Genomic DNA, 25,639 nt, shown 5'->3' on the forward strand with positions numbered 1-25,639 from the left:
TATCAAAATTTTGCCGCCTCTGTGTCTGGAGTTATGGCAGTGGCTCGCGCAACTGTTTTACCATCAAATCAATAAAGGCTCTGATTTTAGTAGAGGCAAGACGTCCTTCCCGATGCACAATATGCACAGGCAAGGGGGCATGTTCAAATTCACTCAGCACAATTTTAAGCTTTCCTGAGACCAGCTCTGGCGCAATTTGGTAAGAAAGCAGTCGGGTAATACCTAATCCTGCTACAGCCGCCTCAATAGCCGCATCGTTGCTAGTGACCGTCAGGCGAGGTTTAACCCGCACCGCTATTTCTTGCCTGTCTGAGTCCATAAATCGCCATTCAATCTTGGGCCCAAGATTAGTGGCCACAATAATTTGATGATGCGCCAGTTGATAAGGCGATTGCGGTATCTTGTACTTTGCAAGATACTCTGGCGATGCACACAGTACTTTACGGACACACCCCACTTTCAACGCCTTGTAGGTTGAATCACATAATTCACCAATTCTTACCGCTACGTCTACCCCTTCTTCCAGCATGTTCAGCACCCTGTCAATAAAGAGTGCAGATACATCGACCTCAGGGTATTTTTGTAAATACTCGACTATCACCGGCATTACATACATACGGCCAAACAGTACCGATGCAGTGACCACCAATTGCCCCCGAGGTGAACCATTGGTGCCTATAGCGGCTTCATCTGCTTCAGCTACTGAAGCCATAATTCGTCGGACATCGTCTAAATAACGTTGTCCGGCTTCGGTCACTCTGACATAGCGGGTTGTTCTATTTAACAATTTTACGCCAAGCCTGGCTTCTAATTCGGCGATTGCTCTTGTTGCAACAGGTGGAGAGATATTAAGCTTTCGTGCACCAGCAGCAAAACCTTCAGCTTCAGCTACCGCGATGAAAATACGCATTTCGGTAAATCGTTCCATTGATTGTTCTCGATTCCAAAATAATCAATTAGGTTCGATAAGTATTCTTCATGATCAAACACTTTGGCAAGATGAAGTATTAATTAGATCGATCTTTGTGTTGATATTCATCGACCGTGATGCACCCGAAGCTCAACACTCGAATGCAACACCAACTGGTTATGGAGGAAAAGCAATGGCTAACGCATTTGCCGATATTACATTTACCCCAAGTGTTAAAGCTGCTCAGAGTTTGTATGGGAGTCGGGAAGCGAATCAAGGGTTTGAACTGTCGGATGATCCGAAAAACGAAATTAGAGAGTCCGAAGCTGGATTTATTGAGCAAAGAGACAGTTTTTATATGGCGAGCATTTCAGAAAATGGCTGGCCCTATGTACAGCACAGAGGAGGTCCAACTGGATTTCTGAAAGTGATCGATAGCCGGACCCTCGGTTTTGCCGACTTTAAAGGCAATAGGCAGTATCTTTCTGTGGGTAATATCAATGCGCTATCCCGTGTTAGTCTGATTTTGATGGACTATCCAAACCGGATACGATTGAAAATCTGGGGAACTGCAAAAGTTGTTCATGAGAGAGACAATCCTGCTTTGATTGAGGCCTTGGAAAATCCGCGTTATAGGGCCCGTATTGAACGAGCCATAGTGATCACAGTCGAAGCTGTTGAGTGGAACTGTCCGCAGCACATCATTCCAAGGTATACAGAAGCAGAGATCCAGAGGCTTGTAGAGCCTTTGCTTGAAGAGAATAAGGCTCTGAAAGCACTTAAAAGCTCAAGCAATATCGTGTCACTTGGTAGTGGAGAGTTGCCACTTGTCGTGTCGGGTATTCATCAGATCACAGCTTCTATCCGTATATTTCGGCTGGAAGCCGCGGACAACGCCGTTACTTCCTTACCTGTGGTGTCAGCTGGAGCTCACCTGAAAGTGCCTTATCTGGATGGCAATAACGAAACAAAATATCGGCATTATTCGATTTGTAATTCAGATGACGCCAGTTTTTATGAAATAGCGGTGTTAAAGCAACCTGATGGTTTAGGTGGTTCAGTCGCTATTCACCAGCAGTACCAGGTTGGAACCCAAATTAAATGCAGTCTGCCCAAAAACAATTTTGCGCTTAGCCAGTTAACAGGCCCTGTGATCCTCATTGCAGGGGGCATAGGCATTACGCCTATCCGGTCTTTTGTTACTAGTTTAGATCTACAAAATAAAGACTTTGAACTGCATTACACAGGTAAATCTATAGAACGAATGGCATTTGCCTCTGAGTTAAAACGCAAGTGCCCCGCCAAAGTGACTCTGTACTCGTCATCTTTAGGAGAACGCTTGTCAGTGGACTCTATTGTCTCCAAGGCTGCAAAAAATGCCGTGTTTTACGTCTGCGGTCCTCAGTCCCTTATTGATGAAGTCCATGACTGCGCGACAAAAAAAGGCTTTTCAAAAGAACAGGTAAATAGCGAGCGCTTTGGCTACAGTCCTCAATTGTCTGGCGTGGCAAACCCAATCAGCGTCATTTTGCAAAAATCAGGCTTGACGTTAGAAGTTCCGCCTGATCAAAGCATACTCGACGCAGTCACTGCAGCGGGTGTGGCCGCCGATTCAGATTGCAGGGTCGGAGACTGTGGTATGTGCAGGGTAAAAGTTTTAGGCGGCGAGGTGCTGCATCGTGATCACGTGTTGACCGATGCGGACAAGAAAAAAGGTCTGATGTGTATTTGTGTCTCTCGTGCCAGTTCAGATGCTCTGATCATTGATTTATAAGAGGGGTCTTATATGCAGTTTATTGGAGAGTTGGTATGACATTCAGTTCTAAAGCCCCGGCAGCACCAAAGCTCAAAGATTCGTTATGGGCTTTGGTGGGGGCGACTATTGCTATCAGTGGCACACTTTTTTTAACGGATATTTCAGGCATGCCCTGGTTAATGGCGCCCTTTGGAGCGACTTGCGTACTTATTTTTGGTTTACCTGACTCGCCACTGGCTCAGCCCCGAAGCGTGGTAGGTGGTCATTTGGTCGCTGCTTTCATAGGCATGCTATTGCTGATACTTCTGGGCAATGAATGGTGGTCACAGGCGTTGGCCGTCGGGCTTTCTATTTTTGGTATGCAACAGACCAGAACTGTTCATGCCCCGGCAGGTGCTACGCCTCTGGTGATCATTGCCAGTGAACCGTCCTGGAGTTTTATCCTGTTTCCTGTCGTATCTGGAGCACTGTTTATGGTACTTGTCGCTGTTTTGTATCACAAAGTAAGGCAAAAAGATGCCTATCCTAAATACTGGTATTAAAACGGATCTGAAGTCTATTTGCTGACTGGCGAATAGTGATAAGTGTTTTATAGAACCAAACTGGTAAGGAGATGCAGCATGTTAGAAGACGGCTATTGCAGGCGTTTTAGTTACCTGCGCTTGTCGATTACAGATGTCTGCAACTTTCGTTGTGTTTATTGCCTGCCGGATGGCTATCAGTGTGAAACCGACAGAGAGTTTTTAACGCTCAAAGAAATTGCCAATACCATTAGTGCGTTTGCCGGGCTTGGCACCACAAAAGTGCGTTTAACCGGAGGGGAGCCTTCGCTTCGTCGCGATCTGCCGGACATTATTGCTTTGGCCGCTACTACCTCTGGAATTAGTCAGGTTGCCATCACAACCAATGGGTTTAAGTTACCGCAGTTGGTTGATCAGTGGTCTGCTGCAGGACTTACGTCATTAAACGTCAGTATCGACAGCCTTGATCCACGACAGTTTCACGCCATCACAGGCCAGGACAAGCTGCACACTATTTTAGATGGTGTGTACAAAGCGCTGGGATTGGGGCTGAAAACCAAAGTCAATGCGGTGCTGCTGAAACCTTGTGGTGAAGGACAGCTCAAAAATTTTCTGCATTGGTTAAAAGATACTCCTGTGACCTTGCGACTGATAGAGCTGATGCAAACCGGTGATAATCTGAGCTTTTTTAAACTAAACCATGTCTCGGCTCTGCCAATAAAAATGCAACTACTGCAACAAGGCTGGGTTCAGGTACTCAGAGACAAAACCTCGGGCCCGGCAGAAGAGTTTTCCCACCCGGATTACGCCGGCAGGATAGGCCTTATCATGCCTTATCATTCTGGTTTTTGTGACAGCTGCAACAGGTTGCGTGTCTCTGCTGTTGGAAAATTGCATTTGTGCTTATTTGCGGAGCAAGGGATGGATCTGAGGCCCGTACTTAGTACCGGCAGCATCGCAGATATTCAGCAGCATTTGATAGGTTTAATGCCACAAAAGAAAATAAGTCATCAATTGGAAAGTGGCCTGACTGGGGCTACTCAGCATTTTTCTATGCTTGGAGGCTAGCGCTGCTTTTGAGTCGGGCCTGTCGAACCGGTTCAACACGCTTTTGGGCCATCAGAATGAAATGCAGTGAGCAGGTATGGTAGACAAAGAACTTAGTTACGATCAAATGCTGCGCTACAGCAGGTACAACGATTATCAAAGACCAGTTAGATTCACGCTATACCCCATGTAACTAAGTGACTTTATAAAAGCACTTTGAATAAACAATAAAGGCGCGATGAATGAATAAGGTCTTCAACATCCAGGACACAACGATGGGATTCACACATATTGACCAATATGGGCAGGCCACCATGGCGGATGTCACAGGCAAAGCCGTCTCAGTACGCGAAGCTAAAGCAGAGGGCATGATCCGCATGTCTGAATCGGCTTATTTGATGCTGGTTGATCAAAAATGTAAAAAAGGAGATGTGTTAGCCACAGCCCGTATTGCCGGTATTCAAGGGGCTAAAAAGTGCGCCGAGCTGATCCCTTTGTGTCATCCGCTGGCACTGACTAAAGTCGCTGTGGATTTTGAATTGTTATCACAGAGCAATCAGGTGCGTGTGACCAGCCTGTGTAAATTACAAGGCCAGACTGGCGTTGAAATGGAAGCACTGACGGCTGTGACTATTGCTCTGCTAACCTTGTTTGATATGTGTAAAGCAGAAGACCCGCTGATGGAAATTCACAGCATCAGAGTGCTGACAAAATCGGGTGGAAAAAGTGGTCAGTGGGAGCGAGGATGATGAAAACAAAAATCCTGTTTTTTTTGCCCCCTCAAAGAGTTTGATAGAAGCCGGTGGTAAAGTGGCGTTTTGCGTAGACTTTTTCTGTAGTGTTGGTCTTATGGTGACCGTTCATAGTTGAATAGAATGGATGTAAAGGGAGCAGGGTATGAAAGTTCTGAGCCTCAGGCTGTTTGCAAATCAGTAGACCATCTCAGTGGTAACCACTCTTCCAGTTCTGCCAGAATCTAAGCTGTTTTGTCCCGGACACGTTTAACTGTATCGCTACCCAGAGGCAACCTGATTGGAGGTTTAGTCGCGAGTGACAGCTGATAAACTGCCTCGGCCAGTTTGACTGGAACACCAGGCTGTCCCCAGCTTTCGCCCTAGTGTCAGGTATTCCTTTAATGAGTGTTTAACCGTCCATTATTCAGGTTCTCGGCTAGATAGTTGTAAGCTCTGGCATATTGCTCGCGATGAATAAGATGCATAAGACCTAATTATTGATTTGTATCCAATGTAAAATACCCTGTAACTTCAAAAATCTCCCCTATAAAGTCAGTTAGTAGTGATAATTGAATTCTAGTTCGGCATATTTTCGGTTCTTATGAAATCAATGAAAGCTCGTAATTTTCCGGGCATCTGTCGCCTGTTAGGAAAGTAAATATGAAACATGCTCCTTGGTCGAGAGAATTTTTCTAATATAGTGATTAACTCGCCTGCTGATATTTCTTTTTCTACAAACTGACGGAAGACATAAGCAACACCAATTCCTTTTACCGCTGCGTTGGCTGCGAGACGCATCTCGTCTACTATTAATGAGCCGTCAACGTTTACCGTAATTAACTTATCTTCAATATTAAAAGCCCACTCAATGACTTTCTTTTGGTTAGAGAAACGCTGACGAATACAGCTATGATGTAGAAGATCGTTAGGATATGCAGGTACTCCTTGTTCATCCAGGTAGCTTGGAGAGGCTACTGCGACAAAGTCCTGCATTGCACCCAGAGGCGCGATAACCATGTCTTTCTCAACGGCATGTCCGAGGCGAATGCCTGCATCAAAACCACCTTCAATGATATCTACTAATGTACTGTCTATAGATATATCCAATATGATTGAAGGAAATTTTCTCAGAAAGTTAGCTAAATGGGGTTCGATTAAGTTCGCGTATGCGACGTACGACGAACTGATACGCAGCAGACCAGCTGGGCGTTCGCTATCATGGGTAATAGTATCTAATGAGTATTTTATTTGCTCAATGGCTGGTTTTAAATTCGTTAACAGTTTCTGTCCCGCCTCAGTTAACGCTGTACTGCGGGTATTTCTGTTAAATAACCTTACTCCCATCTGTAGTTCTAAGTTTTTTATCGACTTGGATATGGCTGTCGGTGTGACCAATAGTTCTTCTGCGGCTCGGGCAAAATTGAGATGCCTTGCCACACATTGAAAAATGATTAGGCTAGGTAACTGTGCCTGTAATTCTCTTAATCCAATATCACTGTGTGAATTTCTATTAGCCATATTCGCTGTCCTTAAATAACTTCATTATCAATATTAAGTTCATAAAGTAAAGATTTTATGTAGGTACACTTAGCAAAGCGTGCGACTTAATATGCTTAGGTCGGGTGCAGTTGGGCACCTTTGAAGCGAGAAAATATTATGTCGGTAGTTACCTTTCCTCAAAAAAACTTAACTAGTCCGTTAGCCTCTATGAGCGCTAACCATGTCGCAGTACGTGTACCTGATTTTGATGAAGCGGTGAAGTGGTATGTTGAAAAGCTGGATTTTCGCATCGTGCATGAATGGCCTTATGCCGATCAAAAGTTAGCGTATTTAGCTCCTGCTTCAGATGATAATTTCACCGTCGAGATTCTGGCAGGTGGTATTCCTAAACCCATTCCAAAGCCTGTTTATTCTGACCTCGGTGATAGTTTGCGTCTTGCCGGTTACCACCATTTTTGTCTTACAGTGGTGAACATGGAAACCATTCTCGAAGAGTTACGCAGCCGAGGCGTCAACATTGTGACCGAGCAATTTTATCTTGCAGATATCAATCGTAAGCTCGCATTTATCAGTGATCCGTTTGGGAATCTGATTGAACTTGCCGAACCTGTCGAATAAAGAGTGGAGAAATAAGATGAAAACTTACTTATGTATTGGAGCGGGTGAGGGGATTAGCCTTGCGACTGCAAAACGATTTGCCGACGAAGGTTATCAAATTGTTCTGGCTTCACGTAGTGCAGCAGAACGTATCCGTCTAGGAGGAGAGCTGTCAGCTTATGGAACTCATGTCAAATACGAATTTGTTGATGCGGCTGATGCTAAACAACTATCTCATTTAGTGGAGAAATACATTAAGGAAGAACTTGACGTTGTGCACTATAACGCTGGAGTTCTTCATTATGATCCTGCTGGAAACCTGGTGATGGCCAGTGTCGACAAGCAAGCGCCACAAGACATCGAGAAGGATATATCAATTAATATAACAGGGGCGCTTTTATTGTTATCCAAAGTCATACCTGTGATGACTCAAAGAGGGAGTGGCACCATTTTGTTAACAGGTGGTGGCTTAGCTGTAGATCCTTATGCAGATTTGCTTACGTTGAGTGTTGGTAAAGCGGGTATTCGAGTCATGACTCAAGCTTTATTTGAACCTTTAAAAGCGCAAGGCGTGCATATCGCGAGCGTTAGAGTGTCTACATTGGTCTCTGCAGACCCTTCGCATCCAGCCAATATCGCAGACGCGTTTTGGGAGTTGCATACACAGGAAAAACAGGCATGGACATGGGAAACCATTTATCCGGCGCAGGCTTAATTTTATAGCTGAGATGCAGAAAATTTTTAGTATCCGTGCATACCAAGTTAAATATTTTTAATAAGAGAACTTATTATGAAAAAGAATTGGTTTATAACCGGAACCTCCAGAGGTTTCGGAAAAATATTAGCGTTGGAACTATTAAAGCAAGGTTGCCGTGTTATGGGGACAACCCGTGATGGAATGACTGATATAGTTGATAAGAACTTTTCAGTTTTTAAACTTGATGTTACAAACGAAATACAGGTCAAATTCGCTCTGCAGGCTGCAAAAGAGTGGCTTGGAACTATTGACGTGATTGTTAATAACGCAGGTTTTGGTATTGTCGGAGCGTTAGAAGAAGTAAGTGATGACGAAGCTAGGCATGTGTTTGATACCAACGTATTCGGTACGCTCAATGTGTTGCGTGGGGCATTACCCATTTTACGTGCTCAGAAATCCGGTCATATTGTGAATTTTTCGTCTGTGGGTGGCTTTGCGGGTAGTGCTGGTTTCGGAATTTACAATGCCACAAAATTTGCTGTAGAGGGCCTGTCTGAAGCATTGTTTCAAGAGGTTAAACCATTTAACGTCGGTGTAACGATAGTAGAGCCAGGCGGGTTTAGAACGGACTTTCTGACAAATCACTCGCTTGTACGGGCTGAGAGTATTATTGATGATTACACTGAAACAAGTGGAAAAATGCGTCAATATGCTGATGAACGTAATGGCTTACAACCGAGTGATCCGGTAGCTGGGATGAAACTACTAATTAAGGCCATTAATGAGGAGAACCCTACACTTCGATTACCCCTGGGTCAAGACTGTATCAATCGTATGTCCATTAAGTTGCAAAGTGTTACTGAAGAGGTCAGCAGGTGGTCTTTCTACACGAAGGATGTTGAGTTTCGCTCAGATTGAGCTTGATACCAAACCCTCGATGATATTGCAGGTTCTGCCACCTGCTGTGCAAACGCATCAGGTGGCAGCTACTTCATCCAGATATGCGAGATCTTTATTGTTGCCATGTAAACTCCACAGCTTAACTTCATACCTCGCTTATTCCGCCCTTCTGTGTCAACACTGGTTCAGGTACTCAACACAGTTCTATCACATGAATACTTCACAAAGTCGTTTTTGATTGGTTTGCCAGAATCAGTCGACAAACCACAGGATTTTGAGCAGAAAAATTATTCTTCTGCATTGCCATTATAAACATTAAGTTCATAGCCTAATGAGTTATCTGTATATATTTATTATTGTTGATTAGATTTAGTCTGATGAAGACTTCTAGCCTAAGCTATTAACTATATTGTGCTATACCAATTATGTTGCAGTGACAGCTAATTGAAGGATTGGTGAAGCGCGGCTATCAATACAACTTTAGTGAGTGATAATCCTGGAGGATACAATGAATGTTGAACTTGATGTGAATGGAGTGATGCATAAAGTAGATGTAGAGCCAGATACACCTTTGTTATGGGTTATCCGCGATGTACTCGGAATGGTTGGCACAAAGTTTGGCTGTGGTATGGCGCTTTGTGGAGCTTGCACTGTTCATCTGAATGGCAATGCTATTCGCTCTTGTGTAACCCCTGTCAGTGCAGCTCAAAATGCAAAAGTAACTACGATAGAAGCGGTAGCGACAGATAAAGTTGGTTCAGCTGTGCAAAGCGCCTGGGTTGCTAAAGAAGTGCCTCAGTGTGGTTATTGCCAGTCAGGTCAAATCATGTCGGCAACCGCTTTGCTGGCGAAAAACCCTAATCCTTCTGATGCTGATATAGACAGTGCAATGTCCGGCAATATCTGCCGGTGTGGGACTTATGTCAGGATCCGCGATGCCATTAAACTTGCGTCCAATCAAATTAAATAATCAGGAGGTGTCTATGCGGTCACATGATACACAGAGTCCCCTTGGTAATGTGAAGTTGAGCAGAAGGCAATTTTTAGTTTCTTCTGCCGCCATAGGTGCTTCTTTAGTTATAGGTTTTTCTTTACCTGGGCAGTTGATCAATAAGGTGAATGCGAGCGGGCAAAATCATTTCTCTCCAAATGCCTATTTGAGCATTGGGAAAGACGGGAGCATAGCCATTGTGGTCGCTCTTGTTGAAATGGGCCAGGGCACTTATACCTCTATTCCGATGATGATTGCGGAAGAACTTGAAGTCGATATGTCTCAAATCAGCGTGGAGCATGCTCCGGCCGACGAGATTAATTTTGGACACCCACTTTTTGGAAAACAAGTGACAGGGGGCTCTGCGTCTATCATGGGCGCTTGGGCTAAGTTACGCCAAGTGGGTGCTACGGCCAGAGAAATGTTAAAGACTGCAGCGGCAAAAGAGTGGGGGGTAGATGTTGGGCTTGTTGTTGCCGAAAAGGGCAGTGTTCGCAATACACAAAACGGAAAAGTATTGAAATATGCCGAACTTGTTGATGCCGCAAATACTATTCCAGTGCCAACTGAGGTGAAGCTTAAAGTTCCTTCTGAGTTTAAACTGATAGGGACCAGTGCAGCCAGGGTTGATACTCCATCCAAAACCAATGGCAGCGCAACATTTGGGATTGATGTCAAACTACCGGGCATGAAAGTGGCCGCCGTGGCTCTTTGTCCCGTGATTGGAGGAACGTTACAATCTGTTGACTCTGTCGCCGCTATGAAAATAGCTGGGGTGCGTCAGGTGCTGCAAACAGATGAAGGCATAGCTGTGGTAGCCGATCATTATGGTGCTGCAAAAAAAGGGTTAGCAGCCGTAAAGGTCACCTGGCAGGAAGGGGCAAATGCAACCTTTTCGAACGACGTGTGGTTAAATCAACTTAAAAAAGCTATTCAGCAAAAAGGCCAGGTGGGCACTAATCAGGGGGACTTTGCTTCGAGTTGGGCCCAGGCCGGCACTAAGCATCAGGCCAGTTATGAAACTCCTCCTATGGCCCACGCAACCATGGAACCTCTGAACGCAACTTTGCATGTCCGTAAAGATGGCTGTGATGTATGGCTGGGGACTCAGGCTCAGGCCAGAGTTCAATCTTTTGTTGCAAAAGAGTTAGGTTTGCCTCCTGAATCAGTAGTGGTTCATAACCATTTGCTCGGCGGAGGATTTGGCAGAAAACTGGATGTAGACTACGTTGTGTCTGCCGCTAAATTTGCCAAACAAGTCAACTATCCGTTGAAGGTGGTATGGAGTCGTGAGGAAGATATACAACATGACGCCTACAGACCTTACTTTCTGAATGAAGTCTCTGCAGTGATAGATAGCAAAGGTTACCCTACAGCATTTGGTCATAAAATAGCGGGTTCAGCTGTGATCACCCGCTATGAACCTGCATGGCTCTCTGGCATAGATTTTGACGCAGTTGGAGAAGCTGAATCTCCCTATGATATTGCAACTAAGCATGTTGAATATGTGCGGGATGAACCACCAGCAGGTTTATTGACAGGAAACTGGCGAGGAGTAGGGACCACCCATAATTCGTATGTGACCGAGTGCTTTTTCGATGAGTTAGCACACAAAGCTGGTATCGATCCTGTGCAGTACAGGGCTCAACTATTGAAGACTAATCCAAGACTATTAGCCACTCTTCATTTAGCAGCAGAAAAATTTGGCTGGGATAAAACAGCTATGCCAAAAGGAACAGGAGCTGGCGTTAGTGTGATTCGTTCCTGGGGTAGTTTTGCAACCCTGATTTCCGAAGTCACAGTGTCAGGTTCAGTGGTCAAAGTAAACCGAATGGTCTGTGCAGTGGATTGCGGTGTCGCAGTTAACCCTGATGGTGTTATTGCTCAAGTCCAGGGCGGACTGATTTTTGGTCTCTCTGCTGCACTTCACGGCACAATCACTTTTCAGAACGGCAGGGTCACTCAGAGCAATTTTCATGACTACCAGATGGTACGGATGAACGAGGCGCCGAAAATTGAGGTTTTTATCATCCCAAGTACCGAGAATCCTGGGGGCATGGGTGAGGTAAGTACTGCGGCTGTAGCTCCTTCTGTGCTGAATGCTGTTTTTGCTGCAACAGGCAAAAGGTTAAGAAGCTATCCTGTGACCGCTGCACTTTTGGTCTGAATCGTAGAGCAAAAGGTACTGCCTTTTGCTCTACATTTACGTCAGTGCCTTTAGCCATACCAAAGGACTTCTCTTGGAGTATGGCTTTTGGTTGTTCTGACAGGCAGTCCCTTGTTTGGTGATGATTATGTCTAATCAACTGATGAACCTGCTATACAGCTGGCAAAAACAAAAAGATGAAATGCAATGGGTGCTTGCGACCATTTTTGAAACGGCTGGCTCGTCCTACCGAAAGTCTGGCGCCATGATGCTGATTAATAGCATGGGGCAATATAAAGGGCTGTTGTCAGGTGGCTGTTTAGAAGCCGATATTATGCGCCGTGCCCGCCAATGTTGGGATTCAGGTAAGAATCGTATTATTCAATATGACATGAGAGAAGAGGATGATTTGTCCTGGACTCTGGGTCTGGGGTGCGGAGGAATGGTAAAAATTTTACTGCAACCCATAGTGGCGCAGCATGGATATTTAGGTCTACCTGAATTGATGATGAAACTCGAAGCTCAGCAACGTTGTGGTTATGTGCAGCAGCTCAATGAAGACATTCCTTCTAATTATCTGGTTCCGGTTGAGGAAGCTGAGCGCAGTTTAGCAGAGGGGGAAAAGGCTGGACAGTTCGAAAAAGATGGTAGTGTATTTTTGCTGCACTGCCTGAAGCCTCCTCCTTTTGTTGCTGTTTTTGGTGGCGGATTGGATGCAAAGCCTTTGGTGTCTATGGCAATTGAATTGGGCTGGCGCGTTAAACTCATTGACCCCCGACCTGCCAATGCCAGAGAAGCATATTTCCGTGGTGCAGAACTATTTAAGAAAGAGATTTTGTCTCTTGAATCTGAACCTTGGTTGCATAATTTAGACGCTGCAATAGTGATGTCACACAATATTGAGCTGGATGCTCAGGCTTTGACTGTGCTGAAAGAGCAAAAACTTAAGTATTTAGGCGTCCTTGGTCCTGAGCATAGGACTGCGCGGGTACTTAAACTGGCAGGGTTATCTGCCGCTGATTTGCCGGTGCGACTGGCGAATCCTATGGGGCTAAGGTTAGGTGGCGATCTTCCTGAGTCTATCGCTTTGTCTGTGCTTGCAGAAGTGCATGCAGTTCTTGAAAACCAAAATGCAGAGTCTATCAGCGGACTTTTCAGCGCTGTTCATCAGAAGGTGAAGGTGGCTAAGTTTAGCTAAAATGAAGTTTATTTCTTTAGAATCAAAGATGTATTAGCTGAGAGGTTAATGCTCTTTCATGAAGGCTTTATTGTATGAACCATACCTACCCTGACAGTCCGGTCAGTTTGGCTTTAACGAATGCGAGGATATTTCGATGATTATAAAACCTACCTTTGTTGGTCTTATTGTTTTAGCTGTGATGGGGGCAAATGCCTTTGCAGCCGGTGATGCTGAAGCCGGTAAAGTAAAATCGGCCGTCTGCTCGGCATGTCACGGTGCTGATGGCAATAGCCTTATGGCCATGTATCCTCATTTGGCGGGTCAACAGGCTCAATATTTGGAAAGCGCTATGAAAGCTTACAGGGACGGCCAAAGAACGGGAGGTACAGCGGCGATGATGGCTCCAATGGCTGCAAGTTTAAGCGATCAGGACATAGCAGACCTGAGCGCCTATTTTAGTCAGCAAAAATTGAAGCAGAACTAAAATTGCCGGACTGTGTTAATCAGTGTGATGCGATAAGCTCAGTCTACTCTGCTCTATAAACCCGGTCACCATCTGGTGATCGTTGTAAGGAGAAACACGATGTTAGAAGACGGCTATGGCAGGCGTTTTAGTTATCTGCGTTTGTCGATTACTGATGTCTGCAACTTTCGTTGTAGTTATTGCCTGCCTGATGGCTATCAGTGCGACTCTGACAGAGAGTTTTTGAGCCTCAAAGAAATTGCGAACACCATCAGTGCCTTTGCCGGACTTGGAACTAAAAAAATTCGCCTGACGGGAGGAGAGCCTTCGTTGCGCCGCGACTTGCCAGATATTATTGCATTGGCGGCAGCTACAGCTGGAATTACTCAGGTTGCCATTACAACCAATGGCTTTAAATTGCCTCATTTTGTGGAAGATTGGTTCAGCGCAGGTCTTACGTCGCTGAATGTCAGCATCGACAGTCTGGACGCCAGATTGTTTCACTCTATTACAGGGCAGGATAAATTACACACCATACTTGATGGTGTACATAAAGCGCTTGCCCTGGGTCTGAAAACAAAAGTGAATGCAGTACTGCTGAAACCATGTGGTGATACTCAGTTAAGTAGCTTTCTTGAATGGCTGAAGGATGTGCCTGTGACACTAAGATTGATTGAGTTGATGCAAACAGGCAGTAATCTGGAGTTTTTTAAACAAAATCATGTATCCGCTCTTCCGGTCAAAACCCAGTTATTACAGCAAGGCTGGGTTCAGGTGCTCAAAGAGGAGACATCTGGGCCAGCAGAAGAGTTTTCCCATCCAGATTACGCAGGCCGAATAGGTCTTATTATGCCTTACAACCCCGGGTTCTGCACCAGTTGCAACAGGCTGAGGATTTCTGCTCTTGGCAAGTTGCATTTGTGCTTATTTGCAGAGCAGGGAATAGATCTTCGGCCCGTGCTCAGCTCAGGTACTATTGAAGAGATCCAGCAACAACTAGTCGATTTAATCACTCAGAAAAAAATAAGCCATCAGCTGGTTAGCGGTTTGACCGGGGCGACCCAGCAATTTTCGATGCTGGGGGGGTAGATTAGCTGTTAGAGGTGGCCGATTGTACATTTTTGGCATACTCTTCTATAAGGTGTTGAATTAAAAGAAATTATAATTTATGACAGATAAAGAACTCAGCTACGGGCAAATGCTGCGATACAGCAGGCATATTATGCTTCCTTCCATAGAACTTGAAGGACAAACCAAGATCCATAACGCGCACGTCCTGATCCTGGGGTTGGGTGGGCTGGGCTGTGCTGCCGCGCAATATCTGGCGGCTTCAGGTATTGGCAAACTGACATTAGTGGATGACGACAGGGTAGAAAAAACCAACCTGCAACGACAGGTTCTGCATTTTGAGTCAGCACTAGGTTGTGCAAAAGTGATCAGCGCAAAAAATACGCTCAGTCAGATCAATTCAGAGGTTCAAATTGATACCTTGGATCGTAGGTTAGCTCAGTCTGAACTGGCAGAGCTGCTGAAACAGGTTGATGTGGTCGCAGACTGCACAGATAACCTGAGCAGCAGGCAGCAAATCAATCAGCTTTGTTTTGAGCAAAAGGTGCCTTTAGTGTCAGGCGCTGCGATACGATTTGAAGGCCAGGTGGCCAGTTTAAGTATGCAAAGCGGAGACCCCTGTTATCTGTGCTTCAGCCGCTTTTTTACTGAGCAACCACAAAGCTGTTCAGAGACTGGTGTTTTTTCACCCACCGTAGGTATTATCGGATCAATACAGGCGGCAGAAGTGTTGAAGTTAATTTGCAAAACGGGTGAACCTCTTACTGGGCGCTTGTTGTGTGTAGATGTTCAACACATGGTTTTTAACAGTTTCAGGATAGTGGCGGACCCGGATTGTCCGGTCTGCGGTTGTCCGGTGACGTGATAAGGCAGGCAGAAAGTTGATTTGTTTACGAATATAAAAAAGAAAAAAAGCCTGTACTTCGCGTTGCGCTTTACTCTGGTTATTTAAATGTGTTTCTTCCTCTGTTTTAATAAAAGGTAAATTGGGTATGACGACTTCTGCTACCGCTCAACTAGTTCCGCTGAATATCGCAATTCTCACCGTTTCTGACACCAGAGATGAGCTGACTGACAGCTCTGGTGCTTACCTGAAAACACAAGTGTTAGCTGAAGGGCATCATTTGGTTGAGAAAAAAATCCTTAAAGATGAGCTTTATCAAATCCGTGCTTTGGTTGCCCACTGGATTGCGTCAGAGGAAATTGAAGTGGTATTGATCACCGGTGGAACTGGTTTTGCTGCCAGAGATTCGACCCCTGAAGCTGTACGGCCGTTATTTGATAAAACGATCGAGGGCTTTGGCGAGGTGTTCAGACAAGTGTCCTATCAGGAGATAGGTAATTCTACTATTCAATCCCGCGCTGTAGCAGGCCTAGCAAACGGAACTCTTATTTTTTGTATGCCTGGATCCAGTGGAGCCTGCAAGACAGCATGGACTCATATTATCAAAGATCAGTTAGATTCAAGGCATAAACCTTGTAACTATGCGGCGCTGTTAAAGGCTCTCTGATCCACAATCTTTTTAATAACTCAGGGTATGGCATGGGATTGACACATATTGACCAACATGGCCGAGCCTCTATGGTGGATGTCACAGGCAAACAACTCTCTGTCAGGGAGGCCAAAGCCGAGGGCTTTATACAGATGTCTGAATCAGCTTTTAGGATGCTGCTTGAACAGAAACATAAGAAAGGCGATGTGTTAGCTACGGCCCGTATTGCTGGCATTCAGGGGGCAAAAAAGTGTGCAGATCTGATCCCTTTGTGCCATCCGTTAGCCTTGACTAAAGTTGCTGTCGATTTTGAGCTGATACCACAAAGTCATCAGGTGCGTGTATACAGTTTGTGCAAACTGCAAGGTCAGACCGGCGTTGAAATGGAAGCACTGACAGCTGTCTCTGTTGCACTGCTGACCTTATTTGATATGTGTAAAGCTGAAGACCCTATGATGGAAATCTATGGCGTCAGGGTTTTGGCTAAATCAGGTGGAAAAAGTGGTGACTGGGAGCGTACTGAATGAGGACAAAAATCTTGTTTTTCGCTCAACTGAGAGAGTTATTAGGTTGTGATCAGATTGAGCTAGACCTGTGCGAATCTTTGGACATCAGAGCCTTAATCAATTTTATCATCCAAACCCACCCCTCATGGCAGGAACATTTACAGTCCTCCCAGCTAATGTGTGCTGTCAATCAACAACTGGTTGGGTCGGATACGCTGGTCAAAGCAGGGGATGAAGTTGCATTTTTCCCGCCTGTCACCGGAGGTTAATGTGGATTATGTTGCCATTCAAACGGCGGATTTTAATCTGACAGTTGAGTACCAGCACATGCTCGATGGAGCAACCTCGTCCGGAGCTGTAGTACTTTTTACTGGTTTAGTCAGAGATTTTAATCAGGGCGATCAGGTGATGGAGCTGGAGTTAGAACATTATCCGGGTATGGCAGAAAAGGCGCTACTGGCTATCATCGAAAAAGCCCGTCGACATTGGTCACTTGACCGGATCAGAGTGATCCACAGAGTTGGAAAACTTTTGGTTTCTCAACAGATTGTGATGGTTGCAGTCAGCAGTGCACATCGCTCAGATGCTTTTTCTGCAGCTGTGTTCATTATGGACTTTCTGAAAACTGAGGTGCCAATTTGGAAAAAAGAAGCCACAGACAAGGGCGGTCGATGGGTTGAATTTAATCAGAAAGAACTGGAGGCGAAAGCGCTCTGGCAGGCTAAAGGTTTATAACCAACTTGAGAAAGGGGAGTCAGTGCATGGACACTAAAACAGTCAGTCAGACTATGCTTTCTGTTGCACAAGCAAAGCAGTTGGTCTGGCAGGGGATTGAGCCAGTTCAAAGTATTGAGCTGGTTGACCTGGACCATGCCCTTGACAGAGTGCTGGCAGAGGCAGTGGTTTCTCCGATAAATGTTCCTCTGCAGAATAATTCAGCTATGGATGGATACGCTCTTGTGACTGAAGAAAGCAGCCTGGGTGCAGTTATCCAACAATCAAAATTTCATTTGGTGGGCACTTCTTACGCTGGAATACCATTTTACGGTCAGCTGAAACCAGGCGATTGTATCCGTATCACCACAGGTGCTGTAGTGCCAAAGGACGCCACTTCTATACTGATCCAGGAAAATGCGCGGATTGAGGAGGAGTTTGTTTACATCAGGCCGGGCGAACTTTGCCGGGTTGGAGAATTTATCAGGCTTGCGGGTGAGGACTTACAAAAAGATAAGCAGGTGTTTGCCGCTGGGAGACGCCTCAATAGCGTAGATTTAGGATTGCTCTCTTCTATAGGCATTACACAAGTCAAAGTTTTTGCTAAACCTCGGGTCGCCGTATTATCAACTGGCGATGAGCTAAAACAGGCTGGCGCAGAGCTTAGCGATGGCGAAATTTATGAAAGTAACAGAATAGTCTTGCTGTCCATGCTGAAAAAAGCACATTGTGATGTGATTGATTTAGGCATTATTCCTGATGATAAACTTAAAATCAGAGACGCATTCTTACAGGGCGATCAACTGGCCGATCTGGTGATTTGCTCTGGAGGTGTATCTGTTGGCGATGCTGATTTTACCCGGGAAGTAGTACAGCAGGTCGGACAGATTGGCTTTTGGAAAGTTGCAGCTAAACCCGGAAAACCTTTTGCTTTTGGAACCTTACCCAACAGCTACTTTTTTGGTTTACCAGGCAATCCTGTTTCCACAGCTGTGACTTTTGATCTGTTGGTGCGGATTGGGCTTAATAAGCTGGCTGGTCAGTCAGAGCATAGCCCTGCTGTGGTTTTTTATGCAGAACTCGAATCACCTATAAAGAAGCAGCCCGGCAGAGCGGAGTTTCAGCGTGCTATTGCTTATAGTGATGAGCAGGGCCTGCTTAAAGTGCGGCCTCTAGGAAACCAAAGTTCAGGTGTTTTATCTTCAATGAGCCAGGCAAACTGTTATCTTTGTTTGAGTGCAGAGCAGGGAGATATGCAGGTTTCTGAGCGGGTAGAAATTCAGTTTTTTAACCAGCGTTTTTAACCAGGCTCTGAAGGTGGTGCTGAATGACCAGATTGGTAACTATTATTTTGGCTGCCGGAAACTCGTCACGTTTTGGCGGTTGTAAATTATTGGCCGACGCTGCTGGGACACCTGTTTTAGGCAGAGTATTGCAACAAGCCATGGTTTGCTTTGATGGGCCTTTGTATCTGATCTCTGGTTATTGGCATCAGGATATCCTGGGGGCTAGAGCCAGAGGAGAAATTGCCGATATTCCGGTGCTTTATCATTCGCATTGGAACCTGGGTATGGGACAAAGCATCAGCTTTGCTGTAAATCAGCTTGCGGATCAATATGATGGTGTTGTTATTGTGTTGGCTGACCAAATCAATATACAGGCAGAGGACTTCCTCCGGCTTAGGGATGCGTTTAAAGACGCAGATGCAGCTTGTGCTCTGTACGATGGAAGAAGAGGGGCACCGGCAATTTTTGCCCCTTCTTTGTTTTCTGAGTTAAAGCAACTTTCCGGTGAGCAAGGCGCTAAAGCCTTGTTGTATAACCCCAGTTATCGTATTACAGAGGTTGCAATGGAGAATGCGAACTGTGACATAGACACCAGGGAAGCGCTGCAGCAGTGGTTAATTGCTTACCAGGATCAGGGAACATCAGCTGTTTCCTCAGATCAGACTCATCAAAGTATCAGGGGGAGTGAATAGCTATGAGAGCGTCTTTGTTGGCTTTGCTTTTACTCTGTTTCTCTTCTTTACTCAGTGCAGAGAGAATCACTATAGCTGCAGCTTCTGATTTACGTTTTGCCTTAGATGAGGTGATAGTTGAGTACAAGCGGTTGCATACAGAGGCTCAGATCGAGGTGATTTATGGGTCTTCAGGCAAAATGACAACTCAGATCATTCATGGTGCGCCTTATGATCTGTTTTTTTCTGCTGATATTGCTTTTACACAACGACTGAAAGCAGCAGGCCTTGCGGCGTCAGAACCTGAAGTTTACGCTCTTGGTCGTATTGTGCTTTGGAGTGCCTCTACTGATGCCAGTCGTCTGACCCTCGCTGATTTGACCAATCAAAAATTCAAACGTATTGCTATAGCACAACCTACTCATGCTCCTTATGGCATGAGAGCCAAAGAAGCAATGCTGGCGGCTGGGGTTTGGCAGCAAGTGCAGTCAAAGTTAGTCTTTGCAGAGAATATAGCGCAGGCGGCTCAAATGGCTCAATCCGGAGCTGCGGATATAGCTGTGATTGCGTTGTCGCTGGTGAAGTTTCCTGACTTTAAAAGTCAGGGTTACTCTCTGATCCCTGCCGAGTTGCATAAACCGCTGACTCAGGGGTATGTAGTGACCCAGAGAGGCAAAGACAAAAAGGAAGTACTCGACTTTGCCCGCTTTATGGCAACGGACAGTGCTCATCTCATCATGAAAAAGTACGGCTTCACGGTGCCGGACTCACAATAACTCAGACAAGGCCCTATGGAATTATCCAGCGCGGACTGGCAAGCTATCTTTGTTACCATACGGTTGTGCACGTATAGCACAATGATTTTACTTCTTATTGCGACGCCTCTGGCCTGGTGGCTGAGTCGTGGCCATGATGTTTTTCGTACCTGTATCCAGACTCTGGTCGCACTGCCTTTGGTTTTACCGCCGACCGTATTGGGTTTTTACTTGCTGCTATTACTGGGGCCGCAGGGCGCTATTGGCCACTATCTGGATAGTGTCGGAATAGGCCATCTGGCGTTTCGTTTTGAAGGTATATTAATAGCGTCGGTGCTTTATTCTTTGCCTTTTGCTGTACAGCCTTTGTATCAGGCTTTTGTTCGCTTGGGGCATACACCGCTTGAGGTAGCGGCAAGCCTGGGAGCTGGTCCTGTCGACCGGTTTTTCAGTGTGATTTTGCCGCTTTGCCGTGGAGGTTTTATTGTCGCTGCGACCTTAAGTTTTGCCCACACTATGGGCGAGTTTGGTGTAATTTTGATGCTCGGTGGCAGTATCCCAGGAGAAACCCGGGTGTTATCTGTACTTATTTACGACCACACCGAAGCCATGAACTATCAGGCGGCACATCAATTATCTTTGCTGCTGCTTGGCTTTTCATTTTTGGTACTGTTTTTGGTCTATGGCATTCAAAAAAGTGTTGAGACCAAATCATGAAGGGCTTAAAAGTACAAGCCAATTGGCGCAGAACCGATTTCAGCTTAACAGTGGATACAGTGTTGCCGGCGCAAGGGATCACCGCGCTGTTTGGCCGCTCTGGCAGCGGAAAAACCAGTCTGCTTCGGCTTATAGCAGGTCTTGATCGAGTTGCTGGTGCTCATGTTCTGTTTAACGGCGAATGCTGGCAGGATGAGCAGCATTTTTTGTCTGTGCCCAAGCGCCGTATTGGTTTGGTATTGCAGGACAGCAGTCTGTTACCACATTTATCTGTTATGGATAATTTACTCTACGGTTACCTTCGTACGCCAAAGGCCATAAGAGCCATAGATCTACCTGCGGTGCTTGAATTACTTGAGTTGCAGCCACTACTGAGTCGTGACGTCAACAAGCTCTCCGGCGGACAAAAACAACGAGTCGCGTTAGGAAGGGCCTTATTGCGCAGCCCGCAAATCTTGCTGCTGGATGAGCCTTTCACCGCGCTGGATCGCCAGAGCAAAGCTGAGATTATTCCTTTTATCAGACGTTTAGTCCGCGAAACGGCTCTGCCCGCCCTTTTGATCAGCCACGATCCGACCGAAGTCGAGCAACTTGCCGACCATGTTGCATTTATGCAGGGTGGTAAGGTGACGTCAATACAAAAACTTACCGAAGTGTTGGCGGATCCTTGCACGCCTTTATTTGAATACTCAGATCCGACTGTGGTAATAGAAGGTGAGTTCATCTCAACTGCCAACTCTGGGTATTTTTGTGCTGCACAGACCCGATTTTTTGTTGCGGCGTCTGCACAATTAAAACAGAAAAAAAGCACTCGCTTAAGAGTGAAAGCCAGCGACGTTGCGTTATCGCTGAGTGCTTTGGAGGATGTTAGTTTTCAGAATCAGCTCCAGGCTAAAGTCATAGCGATAGAGCCTTACAAAAATAACGTGATAGTGACACTGCAACTTGTTGATCAACAAATCCTGCTGTCAATGATAAGTCCGCAAGCCATAACCCGCTTACAGCTGAGTGTTGGTTGCTTTGTGGTGGCGTTAATTAAAGCGACAGCAATTGACGAGTAAATAAGCAACAAGCACTAGGCATAGGAGCAAAGCCGTTTTTGCCGCTTAGGGGACGTTTTGCTAAAGCACTTCCAATGCCAGAGCTTCTTGTTCTGACAAATAACGCGTAAAAATCCGCTGCAAAGTGCCATCTTGTTTCATCTGCTGCATTAAAGCACGCCATTGCTCCATCTGTTGTTCAGTGAAGCTGGATTTTGCTAAGACTAAACCATGCTGAAGGCCTTCTTCTTGCAGCGCCCAATCCAGAATTCGTATCTTCGGGCTGAGTTGCAACTCAGGGATAAAATGACGGTAGGCTGGCACCTGAGCAAAAATGGCGTGAACCCGTTCCTGCTTCAAGGCTTTAAACAAGGTTCTGCTGTCCGGGTAGTATTGCAGTCTGCCCAAGGTTGCCAGCTGTTGTAACAGCTCATCGTTGAGTTGACCATGTTGAAAAGATCGCACTGCACCAAAAATTAAATTTGAGCGCTTTAGAAAATCAGCCGCTTGCACAACGGATAATGGCACTGAAGGGGCTAACACCACCATACTTTTCATTTGCATGTATGGAATAAACCAGGCAAAGCGGCGACGTTTAGTTGAAGCCATACCAGACACACTGATATCAAGCGTTCCCTGTTCCAAATCGTGCCAGATCCTGGCTCTGGGTATCAGACTGCTATAGAGCTTACAGCCTGTACGCTTACGAATTTCATCGACAATATCTTTGTCTATCCCGCTGCGACCATGAAAAAATAACAAGCCATGCTCGTATAGTCCGACCGACCAGGCTTTCGCCGGACAGTCTAATACGTCTACGGCTTTTGCTGAGCTTGAGCTGAGCAGCGCTACGAACCACAAAAGCGCCGCACAGCTGTATTTGAACCTGAGCAATACGGTAGTCATCAGAGTAGGCTGGCTTTTGCAATCAGAGCTGCAACAGCTTCAGATTGAGAGATATAAATTGCATGGCTGCCAGATACTTCGCAAACCAGAGCGCCAGCTCGATTGGCCATCTGCTGCTGAGCCAAAGCAGGGATCATCTTGTCGTCTTTCGCTAGCAGATACCAGCTAGGCTTCGCCTTCCAGGACGGAACTGTTACTGTGCCAGTCAGCGCCGCCAGACCCCATGGGATCTGCGATGCCGCGATAAAATCCGCCAGCGGTGATGGAATATCATCCGCGAATGAGGCCGCAAACTTTTGTTTATCGAGGCGAACGAAGCCATCTTGTGCCGGAATGATAGGGGCATGGGGCGCGTCTGATGGGAAGCTGTCCACTAAAGTTTTGACCGACTCGCCCGCATCCGGCACAAAAGCAGCAATATAAACCAGCCCTTTGACCTTGGGATCATTACCTGCTTCTGTGATCACAGCGCCACCATAAGAATGACCAACCAAAAGGACAGGTCCTTGCATTGCAGCTATCGCATCTTTGGTACGAGCAACATCATCTGCCAGTGACGAGGTAGGATTTTGCATCACAGCAACCTGATACCCTTGCTGTTGCAGCAATTGATACACACTTTGCCAGCCAGAGCCTCCAACAAAGGCACCATGAACTAACAAGATGTTTTTGACGCGACTTGGTGCGTTCAAACCCGACATAGAGCTTTCCTTATGAAGACATAAAGGTCTTAGCCTGCTGGCCTTCAGCACTCATTGCTGAGTGGGGACTTCTGACGAAGCAGGGTATAAAAAGTAGCGAGCCGAATCCGTTTCTTTGGTTGGGCCCGCCGCTATCGTTTAAGGTTTGGTAGTCGCGTTTAAAAACTTCAGCATCTCTGCTGCTATTTCTCTGCCATGAGTTTCTATAGCAAAGTGGCCAGTGTTTAAAAACTTAATTTGCGCTTTTGGATTGTCGCGTTTGAAAGCTTTAGCACCAGCAGGCAAGAAAAATGGGTCCTTTTCACCCCAGATAGCCAGCAGCGGCGGTTGGTGGCTTCGGAAAAATTTATGCAGTTCTTCGTACTGTTTAATATTCTGACCATAGTCAAGTAACAAGTCTATCTGTACCTCAACACCGATACGCTCTATTGCCGCATAAGCCAATTGGTAACTTTCTGGTGCCAGCAGAGTGGTGTCCTGGACGCCTTCAGTGTATTGCCACTTGATCATGTCTAGCGAATTGAACTGGCGCAGAGTTTCGCGGTTTGCAGGAGTAGGTGCAGCCCAGGCTTTGCGAATATCAGTCCAACCTGCGCTTAACCCTTCTTCATAACCATTGCCATTCTGACTGACGATAGCAGTAATTTTTTCAGGATTTTTTACAGCCAGGCGCCAGCCGACCGGAGCGCCGTAATCGAATACATAGATGGCATAACGTTGCAGTCCTTTCGCCACAGTAAAGGCGTCGATGACGGACGCCAGATTGTCGAAGCTATACTTAAATTGAACACCTGGTTTCACAGTAGTTTGTCCAAAACCTGGTAAATCTGGTGCTATCACATGATATTTTTCAGCCAGTTTAGGAATTAACTCGCGGAACATATGTGACGAAGCACCAAAACCGTGTAACAGCAGCACTGCAGGCGCAGCTGCTGACCCAGCCTCGCGGTAGAATACATCGACACCCTGAATATCTATGCTTTGGTGATGAACCTGTACAGAACTGCTCTCAGCCTTTGCTATGAAAGCCGCGAACAGAGTTACGACGGCAAACAGAATGGTTTTGATATTCATGATGTCTCCGTGAAGTTATGGGTTACCTGATTAGTCTTGTAACCTTATTGGTCGCATTACAGGGGTTACTCTAGGCTAGGGTGAGCTGCTATAAGTAACCTGTCAATATTTATATTAGAGGTTAATTGGTGACTGGTGAAAAAATTTAAACGGATTTCGCCCGGAGTAACATGGAATACTGGGCGATTATCTGATGGCGGAGCTTAAAGAAGGTTGCTCTTCCTGCAACAGCGTTTGATTATTAGCGTGATTACGTACACCCTCATCAGAGCTATCAGAGCCACAAGCGAACTGATAAAAAGGATTCAAATAAGCTAAAAAACGCAAATAAGATAGTAAACAACAGTGCCATCAAGCTGCAGTTCAACGTCAGTTTCAGCGCCTTGTAAAGTTGACGCCGTTCAGAGCGAAGTTTCAGGGTGCTTTGACGTAAAGGGGCGATGGCTGCAAATAGGGTGCTGAACAGACCTGTTTTATCTTCAGCAGTATTGGGCACCAAGGTGCCTTTGATCAAAAAGCGATACAGCAAGTTAAACACCCGCCCAAAGCTATTCATCGGTCGTTCTACATCACACATTAAGATCAGCCTCGATGCTTCAGTATTGTTTTTTGCATAGTGAGGGTAGGTCTCATCAAAGACAAAATCCTCGCCGTTCTGCCAGCTACAATGCACCCCATCTACATTGAGATAGCAGTCTTCGGAGTTTGGAGTATCAAGGCCCAGATGGTAGCGCAATGAGCTGGCCATAGGGTCTGCATGCAGGCTGAGTTCTGAACCAGGTGGTAGAATAGAAAACATCGCACCTTGTATGCCAGGCACTTGTTTCAGCAAAGCTACTGTCTGTGGGCACAAGCGCATCGCAGAGTTATGAGTGGTGCCGTACCACATCAGATAAAACTTGCTCCAGCCTCTTTTATAAAAAGTGCGGAACCCCACGTCGTAATAACCGACAGAGCCAGGCGTTTTGATGGCCTCAAAGGCACCGGTTGCCTGCAGGGCTAAGGCTTCTTCTTTGATGATCTTCCAGTTGGCCCTCAGCACAGAAATATTCTTCAGGTAGGCCGCATCTAACACGCTCTTACGTGCTTCGGCTTTTGTTGTCATGTACAGCAGGCAATTCAGTGGCGCAAACACAGGCCAGCTTTTTCGCAGGTATTGGGTCAGAGACTGATAGCGCGCTTGTCCACGCCAGCGATAAACATAAATCACGGAGACGATGGAGTAGAGCGCGACTATGGCGATAATAAAAATGCTGAGACTCATAT

The 25,639-nt window shown here is 45.9% G+C and carries 28 protein-coding genes; 22 read left to right on the forward strand and 6 right to left on the reverse strand.

Going from position 1 to position 25,639, the window contains the following annotated elements:
• Positions 1-31 precede the first annotated feature (31 nt).
• Entirely contained in the window at positions 32-928 is an 897-nt protein-coding gene (locus OM978_RS10110; RefSeq protein ID WP_264346761.1) for a LysR substrate-binding domain-containing protein, read from the reverse strand.
• Here OM978_RS10110 and OM978_RS10115 point away from each other — a divergent pair.
• From OM978_RS10115 to moaC (OM978_RS10130), 4 genes are all read left to right on the forward strand, one after another.
• Positions 897-2,684: a 2Fe-2S iron-sulfur cluster-binding protein gene (locus tag OM978_RS10115; protein WP_264346762.1), complete on the forward strand. Its 1,788-nt coding sequence runs from the start codon at positions 897-899 to the stop codon at positions 2,682-2,684. The two genes, OM978_RS10110 and OM978_RS10115, sit on opposite strands and share 32 nt — an antisense overlap.
• 35 nt (positions 2,685-2,719) lie before the next feature.
• On the forward strand, positions 2,720-3,208 hold the full coding sequence (locus tag OM978_RS10120; protein WP_264346763.1) for an HPP family protein: 489 nt from the start codon (positions 2,720-2,722) through the stop codon (positions 3,206-3,208).
• Between the two features lie 78 nt (positions 3,209-3,286).
• The gene (moaA, locus tag OM978_RS10125) at positions 3,287-4,255 is read left to right on the forward strand and encodes a GTP 3',8-cyclase MoaA (protein WP_264346764.1); all 969 of its coding nucleotides are present in this window, start codon (positions 3,287-3,289) and stop codon (positions 4,253-4,255) included.
• 254 nt (positions 4,256-4,509) lie between these two features.
• Positions 4,510-4,983, forward strand: a complete 474-nt coding sequence (gene moaC / locus OM978_RS10130; protein ID WP_264346765.1) for a cyclic pyranopterin monophosphate synthase MoaC — start codon at positions 4,510-4,512, stop codon at positions 4,981-4,983.
• A gap of 561 nt (positions 4,984-5,544) precedes the next feature.
• On the opposite strand, the gene OM978_RS10135 is transcribed toward moaC (OM978_RS10130), so the two are convergent.
• Complete coding sequence (locus tag OM978_RS10135; protein ID WP_264346766.1) at positions 5,545-6,486, reverse strand: LysR family transcriptional regulator; 942 nt, start codon at positions 6,484-6,486, stop codon at positions 5,545-5,547.
• 138 nt (positions 6,487-6,624) lie between these two features.
• Here OM978_RS10135 and OM978_RS10140 point away from each other — a divergent pair, with 138 nt between their 5' ends.
• The 18 genes from OM978_RS10140 to modC all read left to right on the forward strand — a co-directional run bounded on the left by OM978_RS10140 (position 6,625) and on the right by modC (position 21,713).
• The gene (locus tag OM978_RS10140; protein ID WP_264346767.1) at positions 6,625-7,086 is read left to right on the forward strand and encodes a VOC family protein; all 462 of its coding nucleotides are present in this window, start codon (positions 6,625-6,627) and stop codon (positions 7,084-7,086) included.
• A 16-nt stretch (positions 7,087-7,102) separates the two neighbouring features.
• Positions 7,103-7,780, forward strand: a complete 678-nt coding sequence (locus OM978_RS10145; RefSeq protein ID WP_264346768.1) for an SDR family NAD(P)-dependent oxidoreductase — start codon at positions 7,103-7,105, stop codon at positions 7,778-7,780.
• A 75-nt stretch (positions 7,781-7,855) separates the two neighbouring features.
• A complete protein-coding gene (locus OM978_RS10150) occupies positions 7,856-8,680 on the forward strand; it encodes an SDR family NAD(P)-dependent oxidoreductase (protein WP_264346769.1) in 825 nt (274 codons plus the stop codon).
• A gap of 490 nt (positions 8,681-9,170) precedes the next feature.
• Positions 9,171-9,632 carry a (2Fe-2S)-binding protein gene (locus OM978_RS10155; protein WP_264346770.1) on the forward strand — a complete coding sequence of 154 codons (462 nt, stop codon included), beginning with the start codon at positions 9,171-9,173 and terminating at the stop codon, positions 9,630-9,632.
• A complete protein-coding gene (locus OM978_RS10160; RefSeq protein WP_264346771.1) occupies positions 9,598-11,820 on the forward strand; it encodes a xanthine dehydrogenase family protein molybdopterin-binding subunit in 2,223 nt (740 codons plus the stop codon). The genes OM978_RS10155 and OM978_RS10160 overlap by 35 nt, the downstream gene beginning before the upstream one ends.
• A 127-nt stretch (positions 11,821-11,947) precedes the next feature.
• Positions 11,948-12,997 (forward strand): XdhC family protein, encoded by a 1,050-nt coding sequence (locus OM978_RS10165; RefSeq protein ID WP_264346772.1) that lies wholly within the window; start codon positions 11,948-11,950, stop codon positions 12,995-12,997.
• A gap of 136 nt (positions 12,998-13,133) precedes the next feature.
• Positions 13,134-13,463 (forward strand): c-type cytochrome, encoded by a 330-nt coding sequence (locus OM978_RS10170; RefSeq protein ID WP_264346773.1) that lies wholly within the window; start codon positions 13,134-13,136, stop codon positions 13,461-13,463.
• Between the two features lie 99 nt (positions 13,464-13,562).
• A complete protein-coding gene (gene moaA, locus OM978_RS10175) occupies positions 13,563-14,531 on the forward strand; it encodes a GTP 3',8-cyclase MoaA (RefSeq protein WP_264346774.1) in 969 nt (322 codons plus the stop codon).
• A 133-nt stretch (positions 14,532-14,664) separates the two neighbouring features.
• Positions 14,665-15,375, forward strand: coding sequence for a HesA/MoeB/ThiF family protein (locus OM978_RS10180; protein WP_413691169.1), 711 nt, complete (start codon positions 14,665-14,667; stop codon positions 15,373-15,375).
• A gap of 127 nt (positions 15,376-15,502) precedes the next feature.
• The gene (moaB, locus tag OM978_RS10185; RefSeq protein WP_264346776.1) at positions 15,503-16,021 is read left to right on the forward strand and encodes a molybdenum cofactor biosynthesis protein B; all 519 of its coding nucleotides are present in this window, start codon (positions 15,503-15,505) and stop codon (positions 16,019-16,021) included.
• 32 nt (positions 16,022-16,053) lie between these two features.
• On the forward strand, positions 16,054-16,530 hold the full coding sequence (gene moaC, locus OM978_RS10190) for a cyclic pyranopterin monophosphate synthase MoaC (protein WP_264346777.1): 477 nt from the start codon (positions 16,054-16,056) through the stop codon (positions 16,528-16,530).
• Positions 16,527-16,778, forward strand: a complete 252-nt coding sequence (gene moaD / locus OM978_RS10195; RefSeq protein WP_264346778.1) for a molybdopterin converting factor subunit 1 — start codon at positions 16,527-16,529, stop codon at positions 16,776-16,778. Before moaC (OM978_RS10190) ends, moaD begins: the two co-directional genes overlap by 4 nt.
• Position 16,779: 1 nt before the next feature.
• A complete protein-coding gene (locus tag OM978_RS10200; protein WP_264346779.1) occupies positions 16,780-17,244 on the forward strand; it encodes a molybdenum cofactor biosynthesis protein MoaE in 465 nt (154 codons plus the stop codon).
• Positions 17,245-17,270: 26 nt separating this feature from the next.
• Positions 17,271-18,527, forward strand: a complete 1,257-nt coding sequence (gene glp, locus OM978_RS10205) for a gephyrin-like molybdotransferase Glp (protein ID WP_264346780.1) — start codon at positions 17,271-17,273, stop codon at positions 18,525-18,527.
• Positions 18,528-18,550: 23 nt separating this feature from the next.
• On the forward strand, positions 18,551-19,201 hold the full coding sequence (locus tag OM978_RS10210; RefSeq protein WP_264346781.1) for an NTP transferase domain-containing protein: 651 nt from the start codon (positions 18,551-18,553) through the stop codon (positions 19,199-19,201).
• The gene (modA, locus tag OM978_RS10215) at positions 19,198-19,956 is read left to right on the forward strand and encodes a molybdate ABC transporter substrate-binding protein (protein ID WP_264346934.1); all 759 of its coding nucleotides are present in this window, start codon (positions 19,198-19,200) and stop codon (positions 19,954-19,956) included. Before OM978_RS10210 ends, modA begins: the two co-directional genes overlap by 4 nt.
• Positions 19,957-19,971: 15 nt before the next feature.
• Positions 19,972-20,652 (forward strand): molybdate ABC transporter permease subunit, encoded by a 681-nt coding sequence (gene modB / locus OM978_RS10220; protein WP_264346782.1) that lies wholly within the window; start codon positions 19,972-19,974, stop codon positions 20,650-20,652.
• Entirely contained in the window at positions 20,649-21,713 is a 1,065-nt protein-coding gene (gene modC, locus OM978_RS10225) for a molybdenum ABC transporter ATP-binding protein (protein ID WP_264346783.1), read from the forward strand. The genes modB and modC overlap by 4 nt, the downstream gene beginning before the upstream one ends.
• 60 nt (positions 21,714-21,773) lie before the next feature.
• Here modC and OM978_RS10230 read toward each other — a convergent pair whose 3' ends face one another.
• From OM978_RS10230 to OM978_RS10245, 4 genes are all read right to left on the reverse strand, one after another.
• Entirely contained in the window at positions 21,774-22,598 is an 825-nt protein-coding gene (locus tag OM978_RS10230; protein ID WP_264346784.1) for a substrate-binding periplasmic protein, read from the reverse strand.
• A complete protein-coding gene (locus tag OM978_RS10235; protein WP_264346785.1) occupies positions 22,598-23,299 on the reverse strand; it encodes an alpha/beta hydrolase in 702 nt (233 codons plus the stop codon). The genes OM978_RS10230 and OM978_RS10235 overlap by 1 nt, the downstream gene beginning before the upstream one ends.
• Before the next feature lie 138 nt (positions 23,300-23,437).
• Complete coding sequence (locus OM978_RS10240; RefSeq protein WP_264346786.1) at positions 23,438-24,373, reverse strand: alpha/beta fold hydrolase; 936 nt, start codon at positions 24,371-24,373, stop codon at positions 23,438-23,440.
• 274 nt (positions 24,374-24,647) lie between these two features.
• Complete coding sequence (locus OM978_RS10245; RefSeq protein WP_264346787.1) at positions 24,648-25,637, reverse strand: aspartyl/asparaginyl beta-hydroxylase domain-containing protein; 990 nt, start codon at positions 25,635-25,637, stop codon at positions 24,648-24,650.
• Positions 25,638-25,639: the final 2 nt, after the last annotated feature.

Origin of the sequence: Rheinheimera sp. MM224 (assembly GCF_947090785.1) — a bacterium.
Classification (GTDB): domain Bacteria; phylum Pseudomonadota; class Gammaproteobacteria; order Enterobacterales; family Alteromonadaceae; genus Pararheinheimera.